Source organism: Ruegeria sp. A5 (assembly GCF_056543005.1).
The window spans coordinates 305,097-321,928 of record NZ_JBQGAV010000002.1; the positions used below are offsets into that span (position 1 = coordinate 305,097).

The following is a 16,832-nucleotide window of genomic DNA, read 5'->3' on the forward strand; positions in this document are numbered from 1 at the left end:
TTTTAGCCTGATGAAGAGGGATCGGTGTGTTTTGTCAGCCGAGAGACAGGCGGGAGCAGAGCGTTTCGATCACCGCATCCAACGCCGAACTCTGTGTTTTCACGCAGGCATCGGCCGCCATTCGAGCGGTGTGCAGTTCGGCTTTGTCCGACAGCCAGAGGGTGACAGCATCTGACAATGCGTTGGCCGAGTTGATCCGGACGGCGCCGCCCGTTTTGATGAGCGGCTCAAATGTCTCGGCAAAATTGAAATAACCAGGGCCGGTGATCACCGCAGCCCCCGCCTGAACCGGTTCGAACGGGTTATGGCCGCCGATCTCTTTCAGCGATCCCCCTAGGAAAACGATGGGGCAGAGGGCGTACCAGGTTCCGGTTTCACCCAATGTATCCGCGACATAGACCTGTAGGTCTGATGTTATCTGTTGGTCAGCGCTGCGTCGTGCATGCGAAAGACCAGCATCACTCACCAATTTAGCAACGTCGTCTCCACGCTCCGGATGGCGAGGGATCAGCAGCAATAGCAGGTCGGGCCAGCGCTGTAGCAACGCTTTGTGGGCTGCCAGAACCGTTTCTTCTTCCCCTGCATGGGTCGAACTGGCAATCCATAGCGGGCGACCATCTATCTGCGCTTGGGTTTTGGTCAGGACATCCTGATTTACGGGCAGCGGGTCAGACATGGCCTTGAGGTTGGTGCCGGGCTGTACGCGATCCGCGTCGGCACCAATTGCGATCAGATTAGCGGCGGTTTTGTCGTTCTGGGTCAGAAATACCTTGAAATGATCCAGAATGAAGCGCGCAGTGTTCGGGCGCTTGTTCCAACTATCCACTGATTTGTCAGATAGCCGGGCATTCAAGAGCGCCAGTGGCGTGCCGCGATTTGCGGCCTCTACGATCAGCCGGGGCCAGATTTCACTTTCTACAAAGATGCCTGCATCGGGTTTCCAGTGGTCCAGAAACTCGCGCACCGGAGCGGCGCTGTCCAATGGCGGATATTGGTGGCGCGTCCGGGCAGGCAAGCGCTTAGCAATCAACGTCGCCGAGGTCGGGGTGCCTGAGGTGATGAGAAACTCAGCATTCGGCAGGCGCTGCCCCAGACGGTTGATCAGGCTTAGAACCGATAGGCTTTCACCCACACTGGCCGCGTGAAACCAGATCAGCTGCCCATCTGGGCGCGGCAAACTGGCATGGCCAAGCCGTTCTTGCTGGCGGCTTTCGGGAACACCCGCAGCGTGCAGTTTGTTGCGTACATTTCGCCAAATCAGGGGTTCGGCAATAGATATGAGACCGCAGTACAGTTTGTACAGCAGCGTTGGCTGCGCGGGTGTGCCGGGCATCTCAGCCGCCCGTATGACTCATGTGGCGGCTCATCTGACCGTCGACGGCTTGCCGGGAATAGTCGAAATCATGGCCCTTGGGCTTGAGGTTGATGGCTGCACGGATCGCGTCTTCCAACGGTTTCTCGGTATCGGGATGATCGCGCAGGGGTGCGCGCAGATCAGCCATATCTTCCTGGCCAAGGCACATGTAGATCTCACCAGTGCAGGTCAGGCGCACGCGGTTGCAGCTTTCGCAGAAGTTATGGCTGAGTGGCGTTATGAAACCGATCTTTTGTCCGGTCTCCTCAAGCCTGACATACCGCGCCGGACCACCTGTCCGTTCGGCCAGATCAGTGACCGTATAGTGGTTCTGGTATTCCTTGCGGACGTCCTTGAGCGACCAATACTGATCCAGCCGGTCTTCGTTGCCTATGTCGCCCATGGGCATCACCTCGATCCAGGTCAGATCCATATCACGTTCGGCACACCATTCGGTGATCTTGGGTAGCTCGGGCTCGTTGAACCCTTTCAGAGCGACAGCGTTGATCTTGATCCGCAGGCCAGCCTTCTGCGCTGCGTCAATGCCGTTCAGCACCTGTTTCAGGCGGCCCCATCGGGTGACCTTGGCAAATTTGTCTTCATCCAGCGTATCGAGCGATACATTCACGCGCCGCACGCCCGCTGCGTAAAGATCATCCGCAAATCGGTGCAATTGTGATCCGTTGGTTGTCAGCGTCAGCTCCTTCAGGGCGCCGCTGTCCAGATGTCGGGTCATGCTGTTGAAGAATGACATGATGTTTCGCCTAACCAGTGGTTCGCCCCCGGTGATGCGCAATTTCTCGACGCCCAAATTGACGAAAGTCGTGCACATACGATCCAACTCTTCCAGAGTCAGAAGGTCTTTTTTGGGAAGAAACTTCATATCTTCGGACATGCAGTAAACGCAGCGGAAATCGCAGCGATCCGTAACGGAGACGCGAAGATAGGTGATGGCGCGGGCAAACGGGTCTATAAGCGGAGCTGTCATGGCTTATAGGTAAAGCGGAGGCATGTTCGCGGCAAGTGCCATCTGCGTTTTGGACTGGTACAGTTAGGCGCAGCGCTCTAGGTTTTGTGTTATGAAATATGCTTTGGTTTTAGCTTTTAGCCTCGTTGCCGGTTGCGATGCCGTTCGGTCCACGACGGATCGGGTGTTCGGAAGTTCATCCAACGAGACGGCGGCTGAACCCGTTACAGCAGAGGCGACGGAGGTAACTCCTGAACCTGTGGCTGCCGCAGGGTGGTCTGGCGCCAAAACGACCGTTGCCGGGCTGGGCGATCCCAACACACCGGGGCGATGGTTGCAGACGCCTCTGGTACAAACTGAAATCAACGGCCGCGTGGTTGTGCCGCGCACGGGTGCGCAGGCCTATGTCACGCTTGTTCCCGCACCAGGCCCCGAAGGCGGTGGCGGACGGCTGTCGCTTGAAGCCATGCGCGCGCTGTTGGTGCCATATGACGAGTTGGTGGAACTGGAAGTCTATTCCGACTGAGCGCGCAGGTATTTCCCAGCCTCTTTGCGGGCAAAGGGTTTCATGTTTGCGCCGTGCGTTTCCAGAAACGCGACCACGCGCTCTGGATCATGCTTTGACAATTCGCGCAGCCACCATGCGATGGCCTTCTGGATAAACCATTCCCGATCGGAGACATACGTGGCAGCCCAGCCGAGTATACGGTCGCGCCATGCCAGGTCTTCCGGTTTGGGATGGTTCTGTTTGGTCCAGGGCAAGGTGGCGACCAGCGCGGCGCGTTTGGTCCACATGTGGCCCGACGTGGTCCAACGTTCGACCTGATCCAGCCGGGTTGGATCAGCCGAAAGACGCTTTTGCATCGCCATACAGGCATGATCGGCCACGGCCCAGGCATCAAAATCCGGTAACCAGCTTTGCAACAGGTCCCACACCGCGTCATCCGGTCGGATACGGGCTTGGGTCAGCAGCTTTGCCGCCGCGACCCGCGCCTCGTGAATGTTGGTCTGCCACAACCCATCGGCGACAGCGATGCGGTCGATGACTTCAAGTTCGCGCCGCCAAGCCTTGGTCAGATCAATCAATACCGGGTTCGGAACGCCCAGATAGGGGCGGTCTACCTTGTGATAGGCCGCCGCCTGTTCTGCGCGTTCAGGATCGGCATGGGCTTTGATCTGATTCAGATAGGCCTGCATCTGCCGTCACTCGACCGTGACGGATTTTGCCAGATTGCGGGGCTGATCCACATCTGTGCCTTTGGCCACAGCCGTGTGGTAGGCCAGCAATTGCGCGGGCACCGAATAGAGGATCGGGGCAAGACTGGTGTGGACATGCGGCATACGGATCGTGCTCCAGACCCCATCTTCAGCCTCAGCGATTCCATCATCGTCGGAGACGAGGATAACCTTGCCCTTGCGCGCCATCACCTCCTGCATGTTCGAAACTGTCTTGTCGAAAACTGCGTCGCGCGGTGCCATGACAACAACCGGCATATGCTTGTCGATCAAGGCGATGGGGCCGTGCTTCAACTCACCCGAGGCATAGCCTTCGGCGTGGATATAGCTGATTTCCTTGAGTTTCAGCGCGCCTTCCATCGCCAGCGGGTACATGAGGCCACGGCCCAGGAACAGCACGTCGCGCGCTTCGGACAGGCGTTGGGCGGATTGGCGAATAGCGTCGTTCTGATCCAGCGCAGCATTCAGAACAGTCGGCAAACCGCGAAGGGCGGCCGCGTGATCGGCGATCTCTTCATCGCTAAGCGTGCCTCGATCTGCAGCGGCCTTGAGGGCAAGCATCAGCAACACGCTAAGCTGACAGGTGAACGCCTTGGTCGAAGCAACACCGATCTCAACACCCGCATGGATCGGCAACGCCACATCGCTTTCGCGCGCAATCGAGCTTTCCGCGACATTCACGACCGAGACGATCTTGTCCGCCTTGCCCTCGCAATAGCGCAGGGCAGCAAGCGTGTCGGCGGTTTCGCCGGATTGACTGACAAACAGCGCCAGCGTTCGGTCCGAGATTGGAGGCTCACGATAGCGGAACTCGCTGGCGATATCGACTTCAACCGGCATCTTGGCCAGCTGTTCGAACCAGTATTTTGCCGTCAGGCAAGCGTAGAATGCCGTGCCGCAAGCCACCATGGTCAGACGGTCCAGCTTGGTGAAATCCAGACCGTCACCGGGCAATACAACCTGATCGCCTCCGGTCGGAAGATACGAGCGGATGGCTTCGGCCACCACAACAGGCTGCTCGGCAATTTCCTTGGCCATATAATGCTTGTGGCCGCCTTTGTCGGCACGGGTCTGATCGATTTGAATTTGCCGAATTTCGCGGTTGGCAAGCTCTCCCGATTCGGTTCGAATCTCAAGCGAAGTGCGGGTCAGAACCGCCCGATCGCCTTCCTCAAGATAGGTGATGCGATCCGTCAGGGGGGCCAGCGCGATCGCATCAGACCCAACAAACATCTCACCATCGCCGTGACCAATTGCAAGGGGCGAGCCCTTGCGCGCCGCAACAATCAGGTCTTCTTGACCGTCGAACAGAAAGGCGAGCGCAAATGCACCCTTGAGCCGATCAATGGTTTTAAACGCGGCGTCGACCGGAGACAGCCCTTCGGACATGTAGCGTTCCGTCATCAGTGCGACGGTTTCAGTGTCGGTATCCGTCACGAAACCGACCCCATTCTCGGCCAGTTCGGCCCGCAGTTCACGATAGTTTTCAACGATGCCGTTGTGCACTACGGCGACAGGCCCGGCCTTGTGCGGATGCGCATTGTTAACTGATGGGGCACCATGGGTGGCCCAGCGGGTATGACCGATACCGGATTTACCCGGAAGGGGGTTGTGAACCAGAAGGTCGCTTAGGTTCACCAACTTGCCGACGGCCCGTCGGCGGCCCAAAGCGCCATCGTTCACAGTCGCGATACCGGCGCTGTCATAGCCACGATATTCAAGCCGCTTCAGCGCTTCGACCAGGATAGGGGCGGCCTCGTGGCTGCCCAGAACACCAATAATTCCACACATAACTTAGGCTCCTTTGTCGCGGCGAGCCTTCTTCGCCTTCAACATTTCAAACAATTTGCGCGCATATCCGGGTTTGTTTTCCTGCTTGGCACGTGCCACTGCCAGTGCGTCTGGCTCAATATCTTTGGTCACCACCGTGCCTGTCGCGGTCATCGCGCCATCACCCAGAGTGACCGGGGCCACCAGCATTGTGTTCGAACCGATGAACACGTTTTCCCCAATGGTCGTTTTGTGCTTCATCACGCCGTCATAATTGCATACGATAGCTCCTGCGCCGATATTTGTCGCCGCCCCGACCGAGGCGTCGCCGATATAGCTGAGGTGATTCACCTTTGCGCCTTTGGCGATCTCTGAGTTCTTGATCTCCACAAAGTTGCCGATTTTGGTGTTTTCGGCCAGCTCGGCACCCGGACGCAGCCGGGCATAGGGGCCAATTATTGCACCCCGGCTGACATGGCAGCCTTCGAGATGTGAAAACGCCCGGATCGTTGCACCGCTTTCCACAGTCACGCCGGGGCCGAAAACCACATTGGGTTCAATAATAGCGTCGCGGCCGATCACCGTATCTGCAGCAAGATACACCGTTTCAGGCGCCATCAGGGTGACCCCTAGATCCAGCAACGCGGACCGTGCTTGCGCCTGAAACACAGCATCCGCCGCCGCCAAATCGGCGCGCGAATTGATGCCCAGCGTTTGAGCTTCATCACAGGCCACAGCAGTCACGGTCAGGCCCCGGCTGCGTGCGATCTCAACCACGTCGGTCAGATAGTATTCACCCGAGGCATTATCATTTCCAACGGCATCGATCAGCGAGAACAAGGTCTTGGCATTACATGCCAAAAGACCAGAGTTACAGAAGGTTATGGCGCGCTCTTCATCTGAGGCATCCTTGAACTCGACGATCCGTTCAAGGGCGTCTCCGTTCATCACAAGGCGGCCATAACGGGCGGGATCTGCAGCTTCGAACCCAAGAATGACTAGATCGTTTTTTGCACGCGCTTCGATCATCCGCTCCAGTGTGTCGGGCTGCAAAAGTGGGGTATCACCATAGAGGACTGCCACATCCCCCTGAAAGCCCTCCAGCGCTGCACGCGCCTGCGCAACCGCGTGGGCGGTGCCAAGTTGTTCTTCCTGCACCGCAATGCTGGCGTTTTCATCTTCGGCTTCAGCCACACGCGCGACTGCTTCCGCACCGTGGCCGGTAACAATCACCGTGCGCTCGGGCGACAGGACAGCACCGGCGCGCATGGCGTGAACCAGCATTGGGGCCTGAGCGATCGGATGCAGGACTTTGGGAATATCAGAGTTCATCCTTGTGCCTTTTCCGGCGGCAAGAATGACAAGGGCAGTGCTCATGAAATCGTTTTCTCTTTTGTTTTGTCGCCGCCCGTTTTATCCGCTGTGGGCAAAGGCGCAAGCGGTTCAGCCATCAAAGAAGATTGCCGTTTGCAACACGACATGGCGGAAACCCGCCGGTTCAGGAGGTGAGCATGCGAACGGTAATCTTTGATCTGGATGGAACTTTGGCGGATACATCTGGTGATTTGCTGGCCGCTGCAAACCATTGTTTTCGCGAGATGGGTCATGGGGATGTTCTGTCGCCCGAGCTTGATGCGGCGGTATCGGTACGCGGTGCACGCTTGATGTTGTCCCATGGATTGAAGCGGGTCGGCGCCTATGACGCGGACGTTGTTGAAGCCTATTATCCGGTCTTTTTGGACGTCTATGGGCAGGCGATCGATACGCATACCTATTTCTATCCCGGTGCGCTTGAAGCCGTCGAAGCACTGAAAGATGCAGGTTATGGCGTGGGGATTTGCACCAACAAGCCCGAAGGCCTGGCTGATTTGCTGCTGACCCGGATGGGTGTCCGTGATCACTTTGCTTCACTGATCGGTGCAGACACATTACCGGTGCGGAAACCCGACCCTGAACCGTTACGCGAAGCAGCGCGTCGCGCCGGAGGGCACCCTGACCACTGCGTATTGATCGGCGACTCAGATACCGACCGAAATACGGCGCGGGCTGCGGGAGTGCCGTCGGTACTGGTGACATTCGGCCCGTCGGGCGATGAGATGGCTGCGCTGGAGCCCGAGGCGTTGTTGCATCATTTTGATGATTTACCGAAACTGGTCTCCGATTTGATCGGAGCGGCGGCCTGATCCCTTGACCCGCTTAACACTCAGCATAAAAACGGATTCATGACTGAGACATTCACAGGTAATTTCACCCAGCAAGAACCCATTCCCGAAGAGGCGATCGAGGCCGCCTTGGCCGTTTTGCGCCATGGTCGTTTGCACCGCTACAATGTTGCCCCTGGCGAGTTGAGCGAGACGGCTTTGTTGGAGCAGGAATTCGCCGCCCAGATGGGAGCGAAATACTGTCTGGCGGTCTCGTCGGGTGGCTACGCTCTGGCCACAGCTCTGCGGGCGGTGGGGGTTAAGCCGGGCGATCCGGTTTTGACCAACGCGTTCACTCTGGCCCCGGTGCCCGGGGCGATCGCGTCGGTTGGGGCAAAGCCGGTCTTTGTTGGTGTGACCGAAGCCCTGACCATCGATCTGGATGATCTTGAGGCCAAGCTGGATCAGGCGAAGGTGTTGATGCTGAGCCACATGCGAGGGCATCTATGCGATATGGATCGCCTGATGCAGACGTGTGATACGGCGGGTGTGATCGTGATCGAAGATTGCGCCCATACCATGGGTGCCGCCTGGCGCGGGCAGCTGTCTGGGCGGCAGGGGGCCATCGGATGTTACTCGTGCCAGACCTATAAACATGTCAATTCGGGCGAGGGCGGGTTGCTGATCACGGATGATCCGAAGCTGGCGGCCAAGGCAACGATGCTCTCTGGCTCATATATGCTGTATGAACGCCATCTGGCCGCGCCCGGGCCGGAGGTGTTCGAGCAGATCAAATACACAACCCCCAATGTCTCGGGTCGGATGGATAATTTGCGTGCAGCGATCTTACGTCCGCAGTTGCGTGATCTTGATCGGCAGGTACAGCGTTGGAATGAACGCTATGTTGTGATTGAGCATGGCCTGCGTGAAACGCCGGGTTTGACGATGGTGGAGCGGCCTGATGCTGAGACCTATGTCGGTTCATCGATACAATTCCTGTTGCTGGACTGGACACCCGAGCGCATTGCCGAGGTAATCCAGCGTTGCGCCGCGCGCGGGGTCGAACTGAAGTGGTTCGGGGGGGCTGAACCGTCGGGCTTTACCTCACGCTATGACAGTTGGCGTTATGCCGACAGCGCCCCGATGCCGGTCAGTGATCGGATATTGGCAGGGATCATGGATATGCGCGTTCCACTGACCTTTTCGCTGGAAGATTGTGCCCAAATTGCACGCATTATCCGGGCTGAAGTCAGCGCTGTCTATCAGTCTTAGTCCAGCGGAGTGCGCTTTCAACGCACGCTCGATTTATCTGAAAACGCCGCCCCTTGCCGGGCGGCGTTTTGCGTTGGTCTGCGTGTCGTCATTGACCCGAGGAGGAAACGCTGCTATCTGATTATTGAACGCTTGTTCATTAATGCAATCGGAGGAGCCCTGCATGTTTATGGCCACAATGCAATTCGATCTGGGCGAGGACGTGAACGCTCTGCGTGAGATGGTGCACCGCTGGGCTCAGGAGCGGGTCAAGCCGATGGCGGCCGAGATCGACGCGTCCAATGCCTTTCCGAATGAGCTGTGGAAAGAAATGGGTGAGCTTGGCTTGTTGGGCGTCACAGTCCCTGAAGAATATGGCGGGGCCGGTATGTCCTATCTGGCGCATACGGTGGCAGTTGAGGAAGTGGCGCGCGCCTCGGCCTCGGTATCTTTGTCCTATGGGGCGCATTCGAACTTGTGCGTGAACCAGATCAAGCTGAACGGAACGGATGAGCAGAAGCAAAAATATCTGCCCCGTCTGATTTCGGGTGAGCATGTCGGGGCGTTGGCTATGTCCGAGCCCTCGGCTGGGTCGGATGTGGTTTCCATGAAGCTACGTGCTGAAAAGCGAAACGATCACTATCGGCTGAATGGCAACAAATACTGGATCACTAACGGGCCGGATGCAGACACTCTGGTCGTCTATGCCAAGACCGATCCGGACGCCGGGTCAAAGGGGATCACGGCTTTTCTGATCGAGAAAGAGATGACCGGGTTTTCGACTTCGCCTCATTTCGACAAGCTTGGCATGCGCGGCTCGAACACCGCTGAGTTGATCTTTGAAGATGTTGAAGTGCCGTTCGAGAATGTTCTGGGCGAAGAAGGGCGGGGTGTAGCCGTTCTGATGTCCGGTCTGGACTATGAGCGTGTGGTTCTTGCGGGTATTGGAACCGGGATCATGGCCGCCTGCTTGGATGAAGTGATGCCCTATCTGGCCGAGCGTAAGCAGTTCGGAAAACCGATCGGGAGCTTCCAGCTCATGCAAGGCAAGATCGCGGATATGTACACAGCCATGAATTCGGCGCGGGCCTATGTCTACGAAGTTGCCAAGGCTTGCGACCGCGGGGATGTAACCCGTCAGGATGCTGCGGCGTGCTGCCTATATGCCTCGGAACAGGCGATGGTGCAGGCGCATCAAGCCGTTCAGGCGTTGGGTGGTGCCGGATTCCTGTCGGATTCGCCGGTCAGCCGGATTTTCCGAGATGCAAAGCTGATGGAGATCGGCGCGGGCACCAGCGAAATCCGCCGCATGCTGATTGGGCGCGAAATGATGAACGAGATGTTGTGACGGAAAACCCCGCAGTTCATTGAACCACGGGGCTTTTTGCGATTGGATCAGAAACGATGAACGTAGGACAGGCCAATCAGGAACGGGTCGATTTCGGCGGTGCCGATGTCGTTGCCGTCAAGTTTGACGTCCGAGTCGATGTCGAACCAGCGCACGTTCAGACGCACCGCGCCTTTTTCCGTGACCATGTAATCCAGACCGGCCTGCAGAGAAACGCCGAAGGAGTTGTCCAGATCGAGATCGCCCAAAGGCGAGTCTTCCTCGAAGAAGATGGTGTAGTTCAGACCGGCGCCGACATAGGGCTTCCACGCGCTATTGGTCGGGAAGTGATAGTTCAGCGACAGAGTAGGCGGAAGATGCTTGACGCTGCCCGCGTCAACGCTGCCACCGAGAGTGATGTCATGCTTGTAGGGGGTCGAGGCCAAGAGCTCGATCCCGAGATTGTCCTGAACGAAGTATTCGAAGGTGAAAATCGGACGGGTGTCCGAGTCGATTTCGGCGTCGAACCCGGCCAGAGTCCCATTGTCGGATTTGGGGTCCAGATAGCCGACACCAACACCGACTGTCCAATCGCCCTGGGATTGGGCGAAGGCTGGGGCAGCCAGAGCGACAAGTGCGGTAGAAAGGGTCAAAGCGGCGAGTTTCTTTGTCATATTCGTGCCTTTGCTTGCGTTGATGCCGATGTTTTGAATGCCGCGGTGCAAAAACGCTCTGATCTGCATCAAACTCCGGAAATTGCTGAAGCGGGGAGGCTAGCTGCAACCGCTAATGAAATAAGGGAAAATCAGCATGCATCCCGCTGAGCGCATACCGGGTTTGCGCGGCGACCAAAGCTGGGCGATCCCTGATCGGCTGAACATGGCGCAGCAATGCCTGTCGCAACAATCCGATCGGGTTGCTTTGTTGGATCTGACCCAGGGCGATCCGAGCGTGGTAACATCTGGCGAACTGGAGCTTATGGTTGATGGCATCGCTCGCGCGTTGATAGCTCGGGTCCAGCCAGGAGACCGGGTTGGCGTCTTGCTCAGCCAGTCGCCGTGGTGTGCCGCCGCGCATCTGGCGATCTGGAAGATCGGCGCGATTTCGGTGCCGTTGTTCAAGCTGTTCAAACACGATGCGCTGGCATCGCGCGTCAGAGATTCAGGCGCCCTGATTGTTTTGACCGATGCAGAAGGGGCCGCGTTGCTGGGGGATCTGGCCCAGCCACTTTTGGTTGACGAGATCGGGCAGGAGGGGGAACCGGTGCCCTTTGCCGATACCGGCCCCGAAGATCCGGCGGTCCTGATCTACACGTCCGGCACCACTGGCAGTCCCAAGGGTGCGCTGCATGGTCATCGTGTGCTGCTGGGCCACCTGCCGGGCGTCTCGATCAGCCACAACCACCTGCGTGATGGGGATTGCCTGTGGACTCCAGCAGACTGGGCGTGGATCGGCGGTTTGTTCGACGTTCTGATACCCGGGCTTGCGCTGGGTGTTCCGGTGGTTGCCACGCGTTTGGACAAATTCACCCCACAGGCCTGCGCCGATGTGATCGCGCGGGCGGGGGTGCGGAACGTCTTCTTTCCGCCGACGGCTTTACGGATGCTCAAAGCTGCGGATCAGTCGATACCGGGATTGCGGTCGGTAGCGTCTGGGGGCGAGCCTTTGGGCGCTGAGATGTTGGCTTGGGGCCAGCAGGCCTTTGGTCTGACGATCAACGAGTTTTATGGTCAGACGGAATGCAACATGGTTGTTTCGTCCTGTGCCCACGACTTTCCCGTGCAACCCGGCTGTATCGGTAAACCGGTGCCTGGTCATGAGGTGGCGGTAATTGACGATCACGGCCTACCGACGACGGAGGAAGGCGATGTTGCCATCCGGCGCGGTTCGGCCTCAATGCTGCTGGAATACTGGAATAATCCGCAAGCAACGGCTGAGAAATTCCGAGGTGATTGGCTGATCACCGGTGACCGTGGCGTGTGGGTGGGCGATTATCTGCGCTTTGTCGGTCGGGATGATGACGTGATTACCTCGGCAGGTTACCGGATTGGCCCGGCTGAGATCGAGGATTGCCTGCTGACCCATCCGTCAGTGGCAACGGTGGGCGTGGTCGGCAAGCCCGATGAGCTGCGGACCGAGATCGTGAAGGCCTATGTGGTATTGAAGCCGGGGGCTGAGGCGTCGGGCGCTGAGTTGCAGGACTGGGTTAAGGACCGTTTGGCGCAGTATTCCTATCCGCGTGAGGTGTCGTTTCTGGAAGAGTTGCCGATGACGGTCACGGGAAAGGTGATCCGGAAGGAATTGAAGGCGCGGGCTGCAGGGGAGGCAATTACATGATGCGAATTGCACTTGCTGCGATGCTAGCACCATCGCTTGTTTCCGCTCAGGGCGCTTGGGTAGACCAGTCGTATATTCAACAATGTTTTTCTCAGACGCAGCAGGGCGATAGCATGTCATCATGTCTCGGCGCAGCTGCCAATGCCTGCCAAACTATACCGGGAAATGAAACAACCCTTGGCATCACCGAGTGTATTCAAGCCGAAACCCAAATTTGGGATTCATATCTAAACGAACAGTATAAACTGCGTCGAGCAGAACTGGCTGAACAAAGTCCCGAACTTTCGGACCAGTTGCGAGATGCTCAACGCGCATGGATCGGGTTTCGGGATGCTGAATGCGGTCTGGCCTACGGCATATGGTCTGATGGAACGATACGCTCGATTGTTGCCGCAAATTGCCTGCTGACCGAAACCGCTGAACGCGCTGTGGAATTGCGCGACTTGGGGAAGATGGAATGAAACTAAAATCCAAAGCCATACCAACCTCTGAGGGGTTTAAGGCGAACCGAGCCGCACATCTGGATGCGCTGGCACATATTGCGGATGCCGCCGAAGCGGCCCGCATGGGTGGGGGTGAGAAATCCCGGGCGCGACATGAATCGCGGGGCAAGATGCTGCCGCGTCGTCGGGTGGCGAACCTGCTCGATCCGGGTTCTCCGTTCTTGGAAATCGGCGCGACGGCGGCGCATGGGATGTATGGGGATGCCGCGCCCTGTGCTGGGGTGATCGCCGGGATTGGCCGGGTGCAAGGGCGCGAGGTCATGGTGGTGTGCAATGACGCCACAGTAAAGGGCGGCACCTATTATCCGCTGACGGTCAAGAAACACCTCCGCGCGCAGGAGATTGCCGAGGAAAACCATCTGCCCTGCATCTATTTGGTCGATAGCGGCGGCGCGAACCTGCCCAATCAGGATGAGGTTTTCCCCGACCGCGATCACTTTGGCCGCATCTTCTATAATCAGGCGCGGATGAGCGCGAAGGGGATCGCTCAGATAGCCGTCGTGATGGGCTCGTGTACGGCAGGCGGGGCCTATGTGCCTGCGATGTCCGATGTCACGATCATCGTAAAAGAACAGGGCACGATCTTTCTGGCCGGACCGCCTTTGGTCAAGGCTGCGACGGGGGAGGTTGTGACAGCCGAAGATCTGGGTGGCGGCGATGTGCATACGCGCCTGTCCGGTGTGGCGGATTATCTGGCCGAGGATGATGCGCATGCGTTGGCCTTGGCTCGGCGGGCCGTCGGGTCGTTGGGGGGTGCCGAGCTGAAGCCTGGCCTACAGTTCGAAACACCGGAAGAGCCTGCCTATGATCCCGAGGAAATTTTGGGCGTAGTTCCCGCCGATCTGCGGACGCCCTATGACATCCGCGAGGTGATTGCGCGGCTGGTCGATGGCTCGCGCTTCGACGAGTTCAAACCGCGATTTGGTGAGACGCTGGTGACCGGATTCGCCCATGTCAAAGGTTGCCCGGTTGGGATCATTGCCAACAATGGCGTGCTGTTCTCGGAGGCTGCGCAGAAGGGTGCGCATTTTGTCGAACTGTGTTCGCAGCGCAAAACCCCGCTGGTCTTCCTGCAGAACATCACCGGCTTCATGGTCGGCCGCAAATACGAAAACGAAGGCATCGCGAGGCACGGGGCCAAGATGGTGACGGCGGTGGCGACGACGAGCGTTCCAAAGATCACAATGCTTGTCGGAGGGTCGTTCGGAGCTGGAAACTACGGCATGGCAGGACGCGCCTATCAGCCTCGGTTCCTGTGGACCTGGCCGAATTCGCGCATTTCCGTGATGGGGGGCGAGCAGGCTGCGGGCGTTCTTGCCACCGTCAAGCGTGACGGGATCGAACGACAGGGCGGCACATGGTCCGCCGAGGAAGAGGCTGAATTCAAGCGCCCGACGCTGGACATGTTCGAGGAGCAATCCCACCCGCTTTATGCCTCGGCCCGGCTCTGGGATGACGGCATCATCGACCCGCGCAAAAGCCGCGACGTGCTGGCCCTATCGCTGAGCGCCGCGCTAAACGCCCCGATTGAGGAGACACGTTTCGGCGTGTTCAGGATGTAAGATGAGCGTTTCATTGAATGAAGTAATGGCCCGCTACCCGGGCGCGCAGACCTTCAAGTTTGGAGACAGCGCATCGCTAAGCGCCGAGCTGCTGGCGTTGGTAAGATTAGGCCGAAAAACGGCGACATGTGGTGCTTTGCGAGACTACCCCGAAGGCAGTGCAGATATTCCGGTCGTTGGGCGTCAGGATATTGCGCTGGAATGGGATGATCGCCCGGCTTTGGTGATCGAAACGGTCGAGGTCTCGACCTGCCGATATTGCGATGTGACCGAAGACTTTGCGTTGGCCGAGGGTGAGAATGAAACGCTTGAGGGATGGCGCGAGGATCATCGCCGGTATTTCGAACGCAATGGCGGGTTCGATCCCGAGATGGAATTGCTGTGCGAACGCTTCCGCCTTGTCGAAGATCTGGCGGTTAAGGGGTAAGCTATGTTTAACAAAATCCTGATTGCCAACCGCGGCGAGATCGCCTGCCGGGTCATGGAAACTGCTCAGAAGATGGGCGTATCTTGTGTGGCTGTGTATTCGGATGCCGATGCATCGGCCAAGCATGCGCAAATGGCGGATGAAGCGGCGCATATTGGTGGCGCGGCCCCAGCCGAAAGCTATCTGAAGGGTGATGTGATCATTCAGGCGGCGCTGGATACAGGAGCGCAGGCGATCCATCCTGGTTATGGCTTCTTGTCCGAAAACCCGGATTTTGTGGATGCAGTCGAGGCTGCAGGTCTGACCTTCATCGGGCCATCGGCGGACGCGATCCGCAAGATGGGCCTTAAGGATGCAGCCAAGGTATTGATGGAGGACGCAGGAGTTCCCGTCGTCCCCGGCTATCATGGCAACAATCAGGACCCCGAACATCTGGCTGGCGCGGCAGATACCATCGGGTACCCCGTTTTGATCAAGGCCGTTGCAGGTGGTGGTGGCAAGGGGATGCGGCTGGTCGAGGCGCCCGAGGAGTTCTCGGCTGCATTGGACAGCGCGCGCGGTGAGGCAAAGACGGCGTTCGGTAACGATGCTGTACTTGTCGAGAAATTCGTCGCCAAGCCCCGCCATATCGAGGTGCAGGTGTTCGGCGATGGCACCCATGCGGTGCATCTGTTTGAACGCGACTGCTCGTTGCAGCGGCGACATCAGAAAGTGATCGAAGAGGCCCCAGCCCCTGGAATGACTGCCGAGATGCGTGAGGCGATGGGGCAGGCGGGCGTGCGTGCGGCTGAGGCGATTGGATACAAGGGCGCAGGGACGGTTGAGTTCATCGTCGATGCCTCGGACGGGTTACGCCCGGATCGGTTCTGGTTTATGGAGATGAACACGCGCCTGCAAGTCGAGCACCCGGTGACCGAGGCCATTACCGGCGTCGATCTGGTCGAATGGCAGTTGCGCGTAGCAGCGGGTGAAAGCCTGCCGAAGCGGCAGGGCGATTTGTCGATCCGCGGGCATTCCTTTGAGGCGAGGCTTTATGCCGAAGATGTGCCCAAAGGCTTTCTGCCTGCGACGGGTACGCTGACTCATCTACAGTTCCCGGAAGGCTGCCGTGCCGACAGTGGCGTGCGCGCCGGGGATACGATCAGCCCATGGTACGACCCTATGATCGCCAAGGTCGTGGTGCATGGCCCGACACGCGCGGTCGCTTTGGAAAATCTCCACCGGACCTTGCGCCAGACCGAGGTCGCCGGGACTGTCACAAATCTCGCCTTCCTTGGTGCTCTGACGCGGCACAGCGGGTTTGCGTCGGGCGACGTGGATACCGGGCTGATCGGGCGGGATCTTGATGATCTGGTGCAGGAAGCTGGCGTAAGCAACGCTTCGGCAGTGGCTGCGGCGATGACGGCGTTGGGTCTGGCCGAGACGGTCTCTGAAACGGGCTTTACGCTATGGGCACCGTTACATCGCGCTGTGCATTTACTGCGAGACGGAGAGGTTGTTGATCTGGATGTCCAGGTCGAAGGCCCGGATCGGCAGATTTGGGAGATCGAAGGTGCGCAGCTTGTTGCGCGGCGGCGTGGCGCTGGCTGGACCATCGATGGGACACCCATGCCCAATGTTGTCATGGCCGGGTCACAGGTCACTGTATTCGACGACTATGGGCAGGTATTTGAGGTCATTGACCCTCTGGACCGCGATGCCAGTGCTGCAGGTGACACCAACGTGATCGAGGCGCCGATGCCCGGGCTGGTCAAGGCCGTCTTCGCCTCGGCGGGGCAGGAGGTGAAAGAGGGCGACCGGCTGGCCATTCTGGAAGCCATGAAGATGGAGCATTCTCTATTAGCCGCCCGCGATGGCGTGGTTGCAGAAGTGCTGGCCGAAGCGGGGGCACAGGTCGAGGCAGGTGCGGCGTTGGTTCGGTTGGCCGAGGATTGATCTGTTCGGCCCGTGGATTGCG

15 protein-coding genes are annotated in these 16,832 nt (G+C 58.4%); 9 read left to right on the plus strand and 6 right to left on the minus strand.

Annotated elements, in window-relative coordinates; genetic code table 11:
- Window positions 1–34: 34 nt before the first annotated feature.
- Window positions 35–1,333, minus strand: a complete 1,299-nt coding sequence (locus ACR0AY_RS07275; protein ID WP_170511233.1) for a 3-deoxy-D-manno-octulosonic acid transferase — start codon at window positions 1,331–1,333, stop codon at window positions 35–37.
- Between the two features lies 1 nt (window position 1,334).
- The gene (moaA, locus tag ACR0AY_RS07280) at window positions 1,335–2,342 is read right to left on the minus strand and encodes a GTP 3',8-cyclase MoaA (RefSeq protein ID WP_170404063.1); all 1,008 of its coding nucleotides are present in this window, start codon (window positions 2,340–2,342) and stop codon (window positions 1,335–1,337) included.
- Between the two features lie 91 nt (window positions 2,343–2,433).
- Between moaA and ACR0AY_RS07285 the strand changes: the two genes are divergently transcribed.
- Window positions 2,434–2,847: a hypothetical protein gene (locus ACR0AY_RS07285; protein WP_170404060.1), complete on the plus strand. Its 414-nt coding sequence runs from the start codon at window positions 2,434–2,436 to the stop codon at window positions 2,845–2,847.
- Here the strand turns inward: ACR0AY_RS07285 and ACR0AY_RS07290 are convergent.
- Genes ACR0AY_RS07290 through glmU form a run of 3 tightly spaced genes read right to left on the minus strand, consistent with a single transcriptional unit; the run spans window position 2,835 to window position 6,704 of the window.
- The gene (locus tag ACR0AY_RS07290; RefSeq protein WP_170511231.1) at window positions 2,835–3,518 is read right to left on the minus strand and encodes a DNA alkylation repair protein; all 684 of its coding nucleotides are present in this window, start codon (window positions 3,516–3,518) and stop codon (window positions 2,835–2,837) included. The two genes, ACR0AY_RS07285 and ACR0AY_RS07290, sit on opposite strands and share 13 nt — an antisense overlap.
- Before the next feature lie 6 nt (window positions 3,519–3,524).
- Complete coding sequence (gene glmS, locus ACR0AY_RS07295) at window positions 3,525–5,348, minus strand: glutamine--fructose-6-phosphate transaminase (isomerizing) (RefSeq protein WP_170511229.1); 1,824 nt, start codon at window positions 5,346–5,348, stop codon at window positions 3,525–3,527.
- A gap of 3 nt (window positions 5,349–5,351) precedes the next feature.
- A complete protein-coding gene (gene glmU, locus ACR0AY_RS07300; protein WP_170511227.1) occupies window positions 5,352–6,704 on the minus strand; it encodes a bifunctional UDP-N-acetylglucosamine diphosphorylase/glucosamine-1-phosphate N-acetyltransferase GlmU in 1,353 nt (450 codons plus the stop codon).
- 134 nt (window positions 6,705–6,838) lie between these two features.
- Here glmU and ACR0AY_RS07305 point away from each other — a divergent pair, with 134 nt between their 5' ends.
- The 3 genes from ACR0AY_RS07305 (at window position 6,839) to ACR0AY_RS07315 (ending at window position 10,067) form a co-directional block, all read left to right on the plus strand.
- Window positions 6,839–7,510, plus strand: a complete 672-nt coding sequence (locus ACR0AY_RS07305; protein ID WP_170424133.1) for an HAD-IA family hydrolase — start codon at window positions 6,839–6,841, stop codon at window positions 7,508–7,510.
- A 39-nt stretch (window positions 7,511–7,549) separates the two neighbouring features.
- The gene (locus tag ACR0AY_RS07310; RefSeq protein ID WP_170511225.1) at window positions 7,550–8,740 is read left to right on the plus strand and encodes an aminotransferase class I/II-fold pyridoxal phosphate-dependent enzyme; all 1,191 of its coding nucleotides are present in this window, start codon (window positions 7,550–7,552) and stop codon (window positions 8,738–8,740) included.
- Between the two features lie 163 nt (window positions 8,741–8,903).
- Complete coding sequence (locus tag ACR0AY_RS07315; protein WP_170511223.1) at window positions 8,904–10,067, plus strand: isovaleryl-CoA dehydrogenase; 1,164 nt, start codon at window positions 8,904–8,906, stop codon at window positions 10,065–10,067.
- A gap of 47 nt (window positions 10,068–10,114) precedes the next feature.
- Here ACR0AY_RS07315 and ACR0AY_RS07320 read toward each other — a convergent pair whose 3' ends face one another.
- Window positions 10,115–10,720: an OmpW family outer membrane protein gene (locus ACR0AY_RS07320; RefSeq protein WP_170511221.1), complete on the minus strand. Its 606-nt coding sequence runs from the start codon at window positions 10,718–10,720 to the stop codon at window positions 10,115–10,117.
- A 136-nt stretch (window positions 10,721–10,856) separates the two neighbouring features.
- On the opposite strand from ACR0AY_RS07320, the gene ACR0AY_RS07325 reads away from it, so the two are divergent.
- From ACR0AY_RS07325 to ACR0AY_RS07345, 5 genes are read left to right on the plus strand one after another with little or no spacing between them, the layout of a single operon-like run.
- Window positions 10,857–12,383, plus strand: coding sequence for an AMP-binding protein (locus tag ACR0AY_RS07325; RefSeq protein ID WP_170511219.1), 1,527 nt, complete (start codon window positions 10,857–10,859; stop codon window positions 12,381–12,383).
- On the plus strand, window positions 12,380–12,844 hold the full coding sequence (locus ACR0AY_RS07330) for a lysozyme inhibitor LprI family protein (protein WP_170511218.1): 465 nt from the start codon (window positions 12,380–12,382) through the stop codon (window positions 12,842–12,844). The genes ACR0AY_RS07325 and ACR0AY_RS07330 overlap by 4 nt, the downstream gene beginning before the upstream one ends.
- Window positions 12,841–14,448 carry a carboxyl transferase domain-containing protein gene (locus ACR0AY_RS07335; RefSeq protein WP_170511217.1) on the plus strand — a complete coding sequence of 536 codons (1,608 nt, stop codon included), beginning with the start codon at window positions 12,841–12,843 and terminating at the stop codon, window positions 14,446–14,448. Before ACR0AY_RS07330 ends, ACR0AY_RS07335 begins: the two co-directional genes overlap by 4 nt.
- 1 nt (window position 14,449) lies before the next feature.
- Window positions 14,450–14,875, plus strand: a complete 426-nt coding sequence (locus tag ACR0AY_RS07340) for an ASCH domain-containing protein (RefSeq protein WP_170511216.1) — start codon at window positions 14,450–14,452, stop codon at window positions 14,873–14,875.
- A gap of 3 nt (window positions 14,876–14,878) precedes the next feature.
- Window positions 14,879–16,810, plus strand: a complete 1,932-nt coding sequence (locus ACR0AY_RS07345) for an acetyl-CoA carboxylase biotin carboxylase subunit (RefSeq protein ID WP_170511214.1) — start codon at window positions 14,879–14,881, stop codon at window positions 16,808–16,810.
- The last annotated feature ends 22 nt before the right edge of the window (window positions 16,811–16,832 follow it).

What these genes read in the sequence shown, in the direction of transcription:
- ACR0AY_RS07275 (WP_170511233.1), bottom strand. Translation starts at nt 1,333, where the DNA reads ATGCCCGGCACACCCGCGCAGCCAACGCTGCTGTACAAACTGTACTGC.
- moaA (WP_170404063.1), bottom strand. Translation starts at nt 2,342, where the DNA reads ATGACAGCTCCGCTTATAGACCCGTTTGCCCGCGCCATCACCTATCTT.
- ACR0AY_RS07285 (WP_170404060.1), top strand. Translation starts at nt 2,434, where the DNA reads ATGAAATATGCTTTGGTTTTAGCTTTTAGCCTCGTTGCCGGTTGCGAT.
- ACR0AY_RS07290 (WP_170511231.1), bottom strand. Translation starts at nt 3,518, where the DNA reads ATGCAGGCCTATCTGAATCAGATCAAAGCCCATGCCGATCCTGAACGC.
- glmS (WP_170511229.1), bottom strand. Translation starts at nt 5,348, where the DNA reads ATGTGTGGAATTATTGGTGTTCTGGGCAGCCACGAGGCCGCCCCTATC.
- glmU (WP_170511227.1), bottom strand. Translation starts at nt 6,704, where the DNA reads ATGAGCACTGCCCTTGTCATTCTTGCCGCCGGAAAAGGCACAAGGATG.
- ACR0AY_RS07305 (WP_170424133.1), top strand. Translation starts at nt 6,839, where the DNA reads ATGCGAACGGTAATCTTTGATCTGGATGGAACTTTGGCGGATACATCT.
- ACR0AY_RS07310 (WP_170511225.1), top strand. Translation starts at nt 7,550, where the DNA reads ATGACTGAGACATTCACAGGTAATTTCACCCAGCAAGAACCCATTCCC.
- ACR0AY_RS07315 (WP_170511223.1), top strand. Translation starts at nt 8,904, where the DNA reads ATGTTTATGGCCACAATGCAATTCGATCTGGGCGAGGACGTGAACGCT.
- ACR0AY_RS07320 (WP_170511221.1), bottom strand. Translation starts at nt 10,720, where the DNA reads ATGACAAAGAAACTCGCCGCTTTGACCCTTTCTACCGCACTTGTCGCT.
- ACR0AY_RS07325 (WP_170511219.1), top strand. Translation starts at nt 10,857, where the DNA reads ATGCATCCCGCTGAGCGCATACCGGGTTTGCGCGGCGACCAAAGCTGG.
- ACR0AY_RS07330 (WP_170511218.1), top strand. Translation starts at nt 12,380, where the DNA reads ATGATGCGAATTGCACTTGCTGCGATGCTAGCACCATCGCTTGTTTCC.
- ACR0AY_RS07335 (WP_170511217.1), top strand. Translation starts at nt 12,841, where the DNA reads ATGAAACTAAAATCCAAAGCCATACCAACCTCTGAGGGGTTTAAGGCG.
- ACR0AY_RS07340 (WP_170511216.1), top strand. Translation starts at nt 14,450, where the DNA reads ATGAGCGTTTCATTGAATGAAGTAATGGCCCGCTACCCGGGCGCGCAG.
- ACR0AY_RS07345 (WP_170511214.1), top strand. Translation starts at nt 14,879, where the DNA reads ATGTTTAACAAAATCCTGATTGCCAACCGCGGCGAGATCGCCTGCCGG.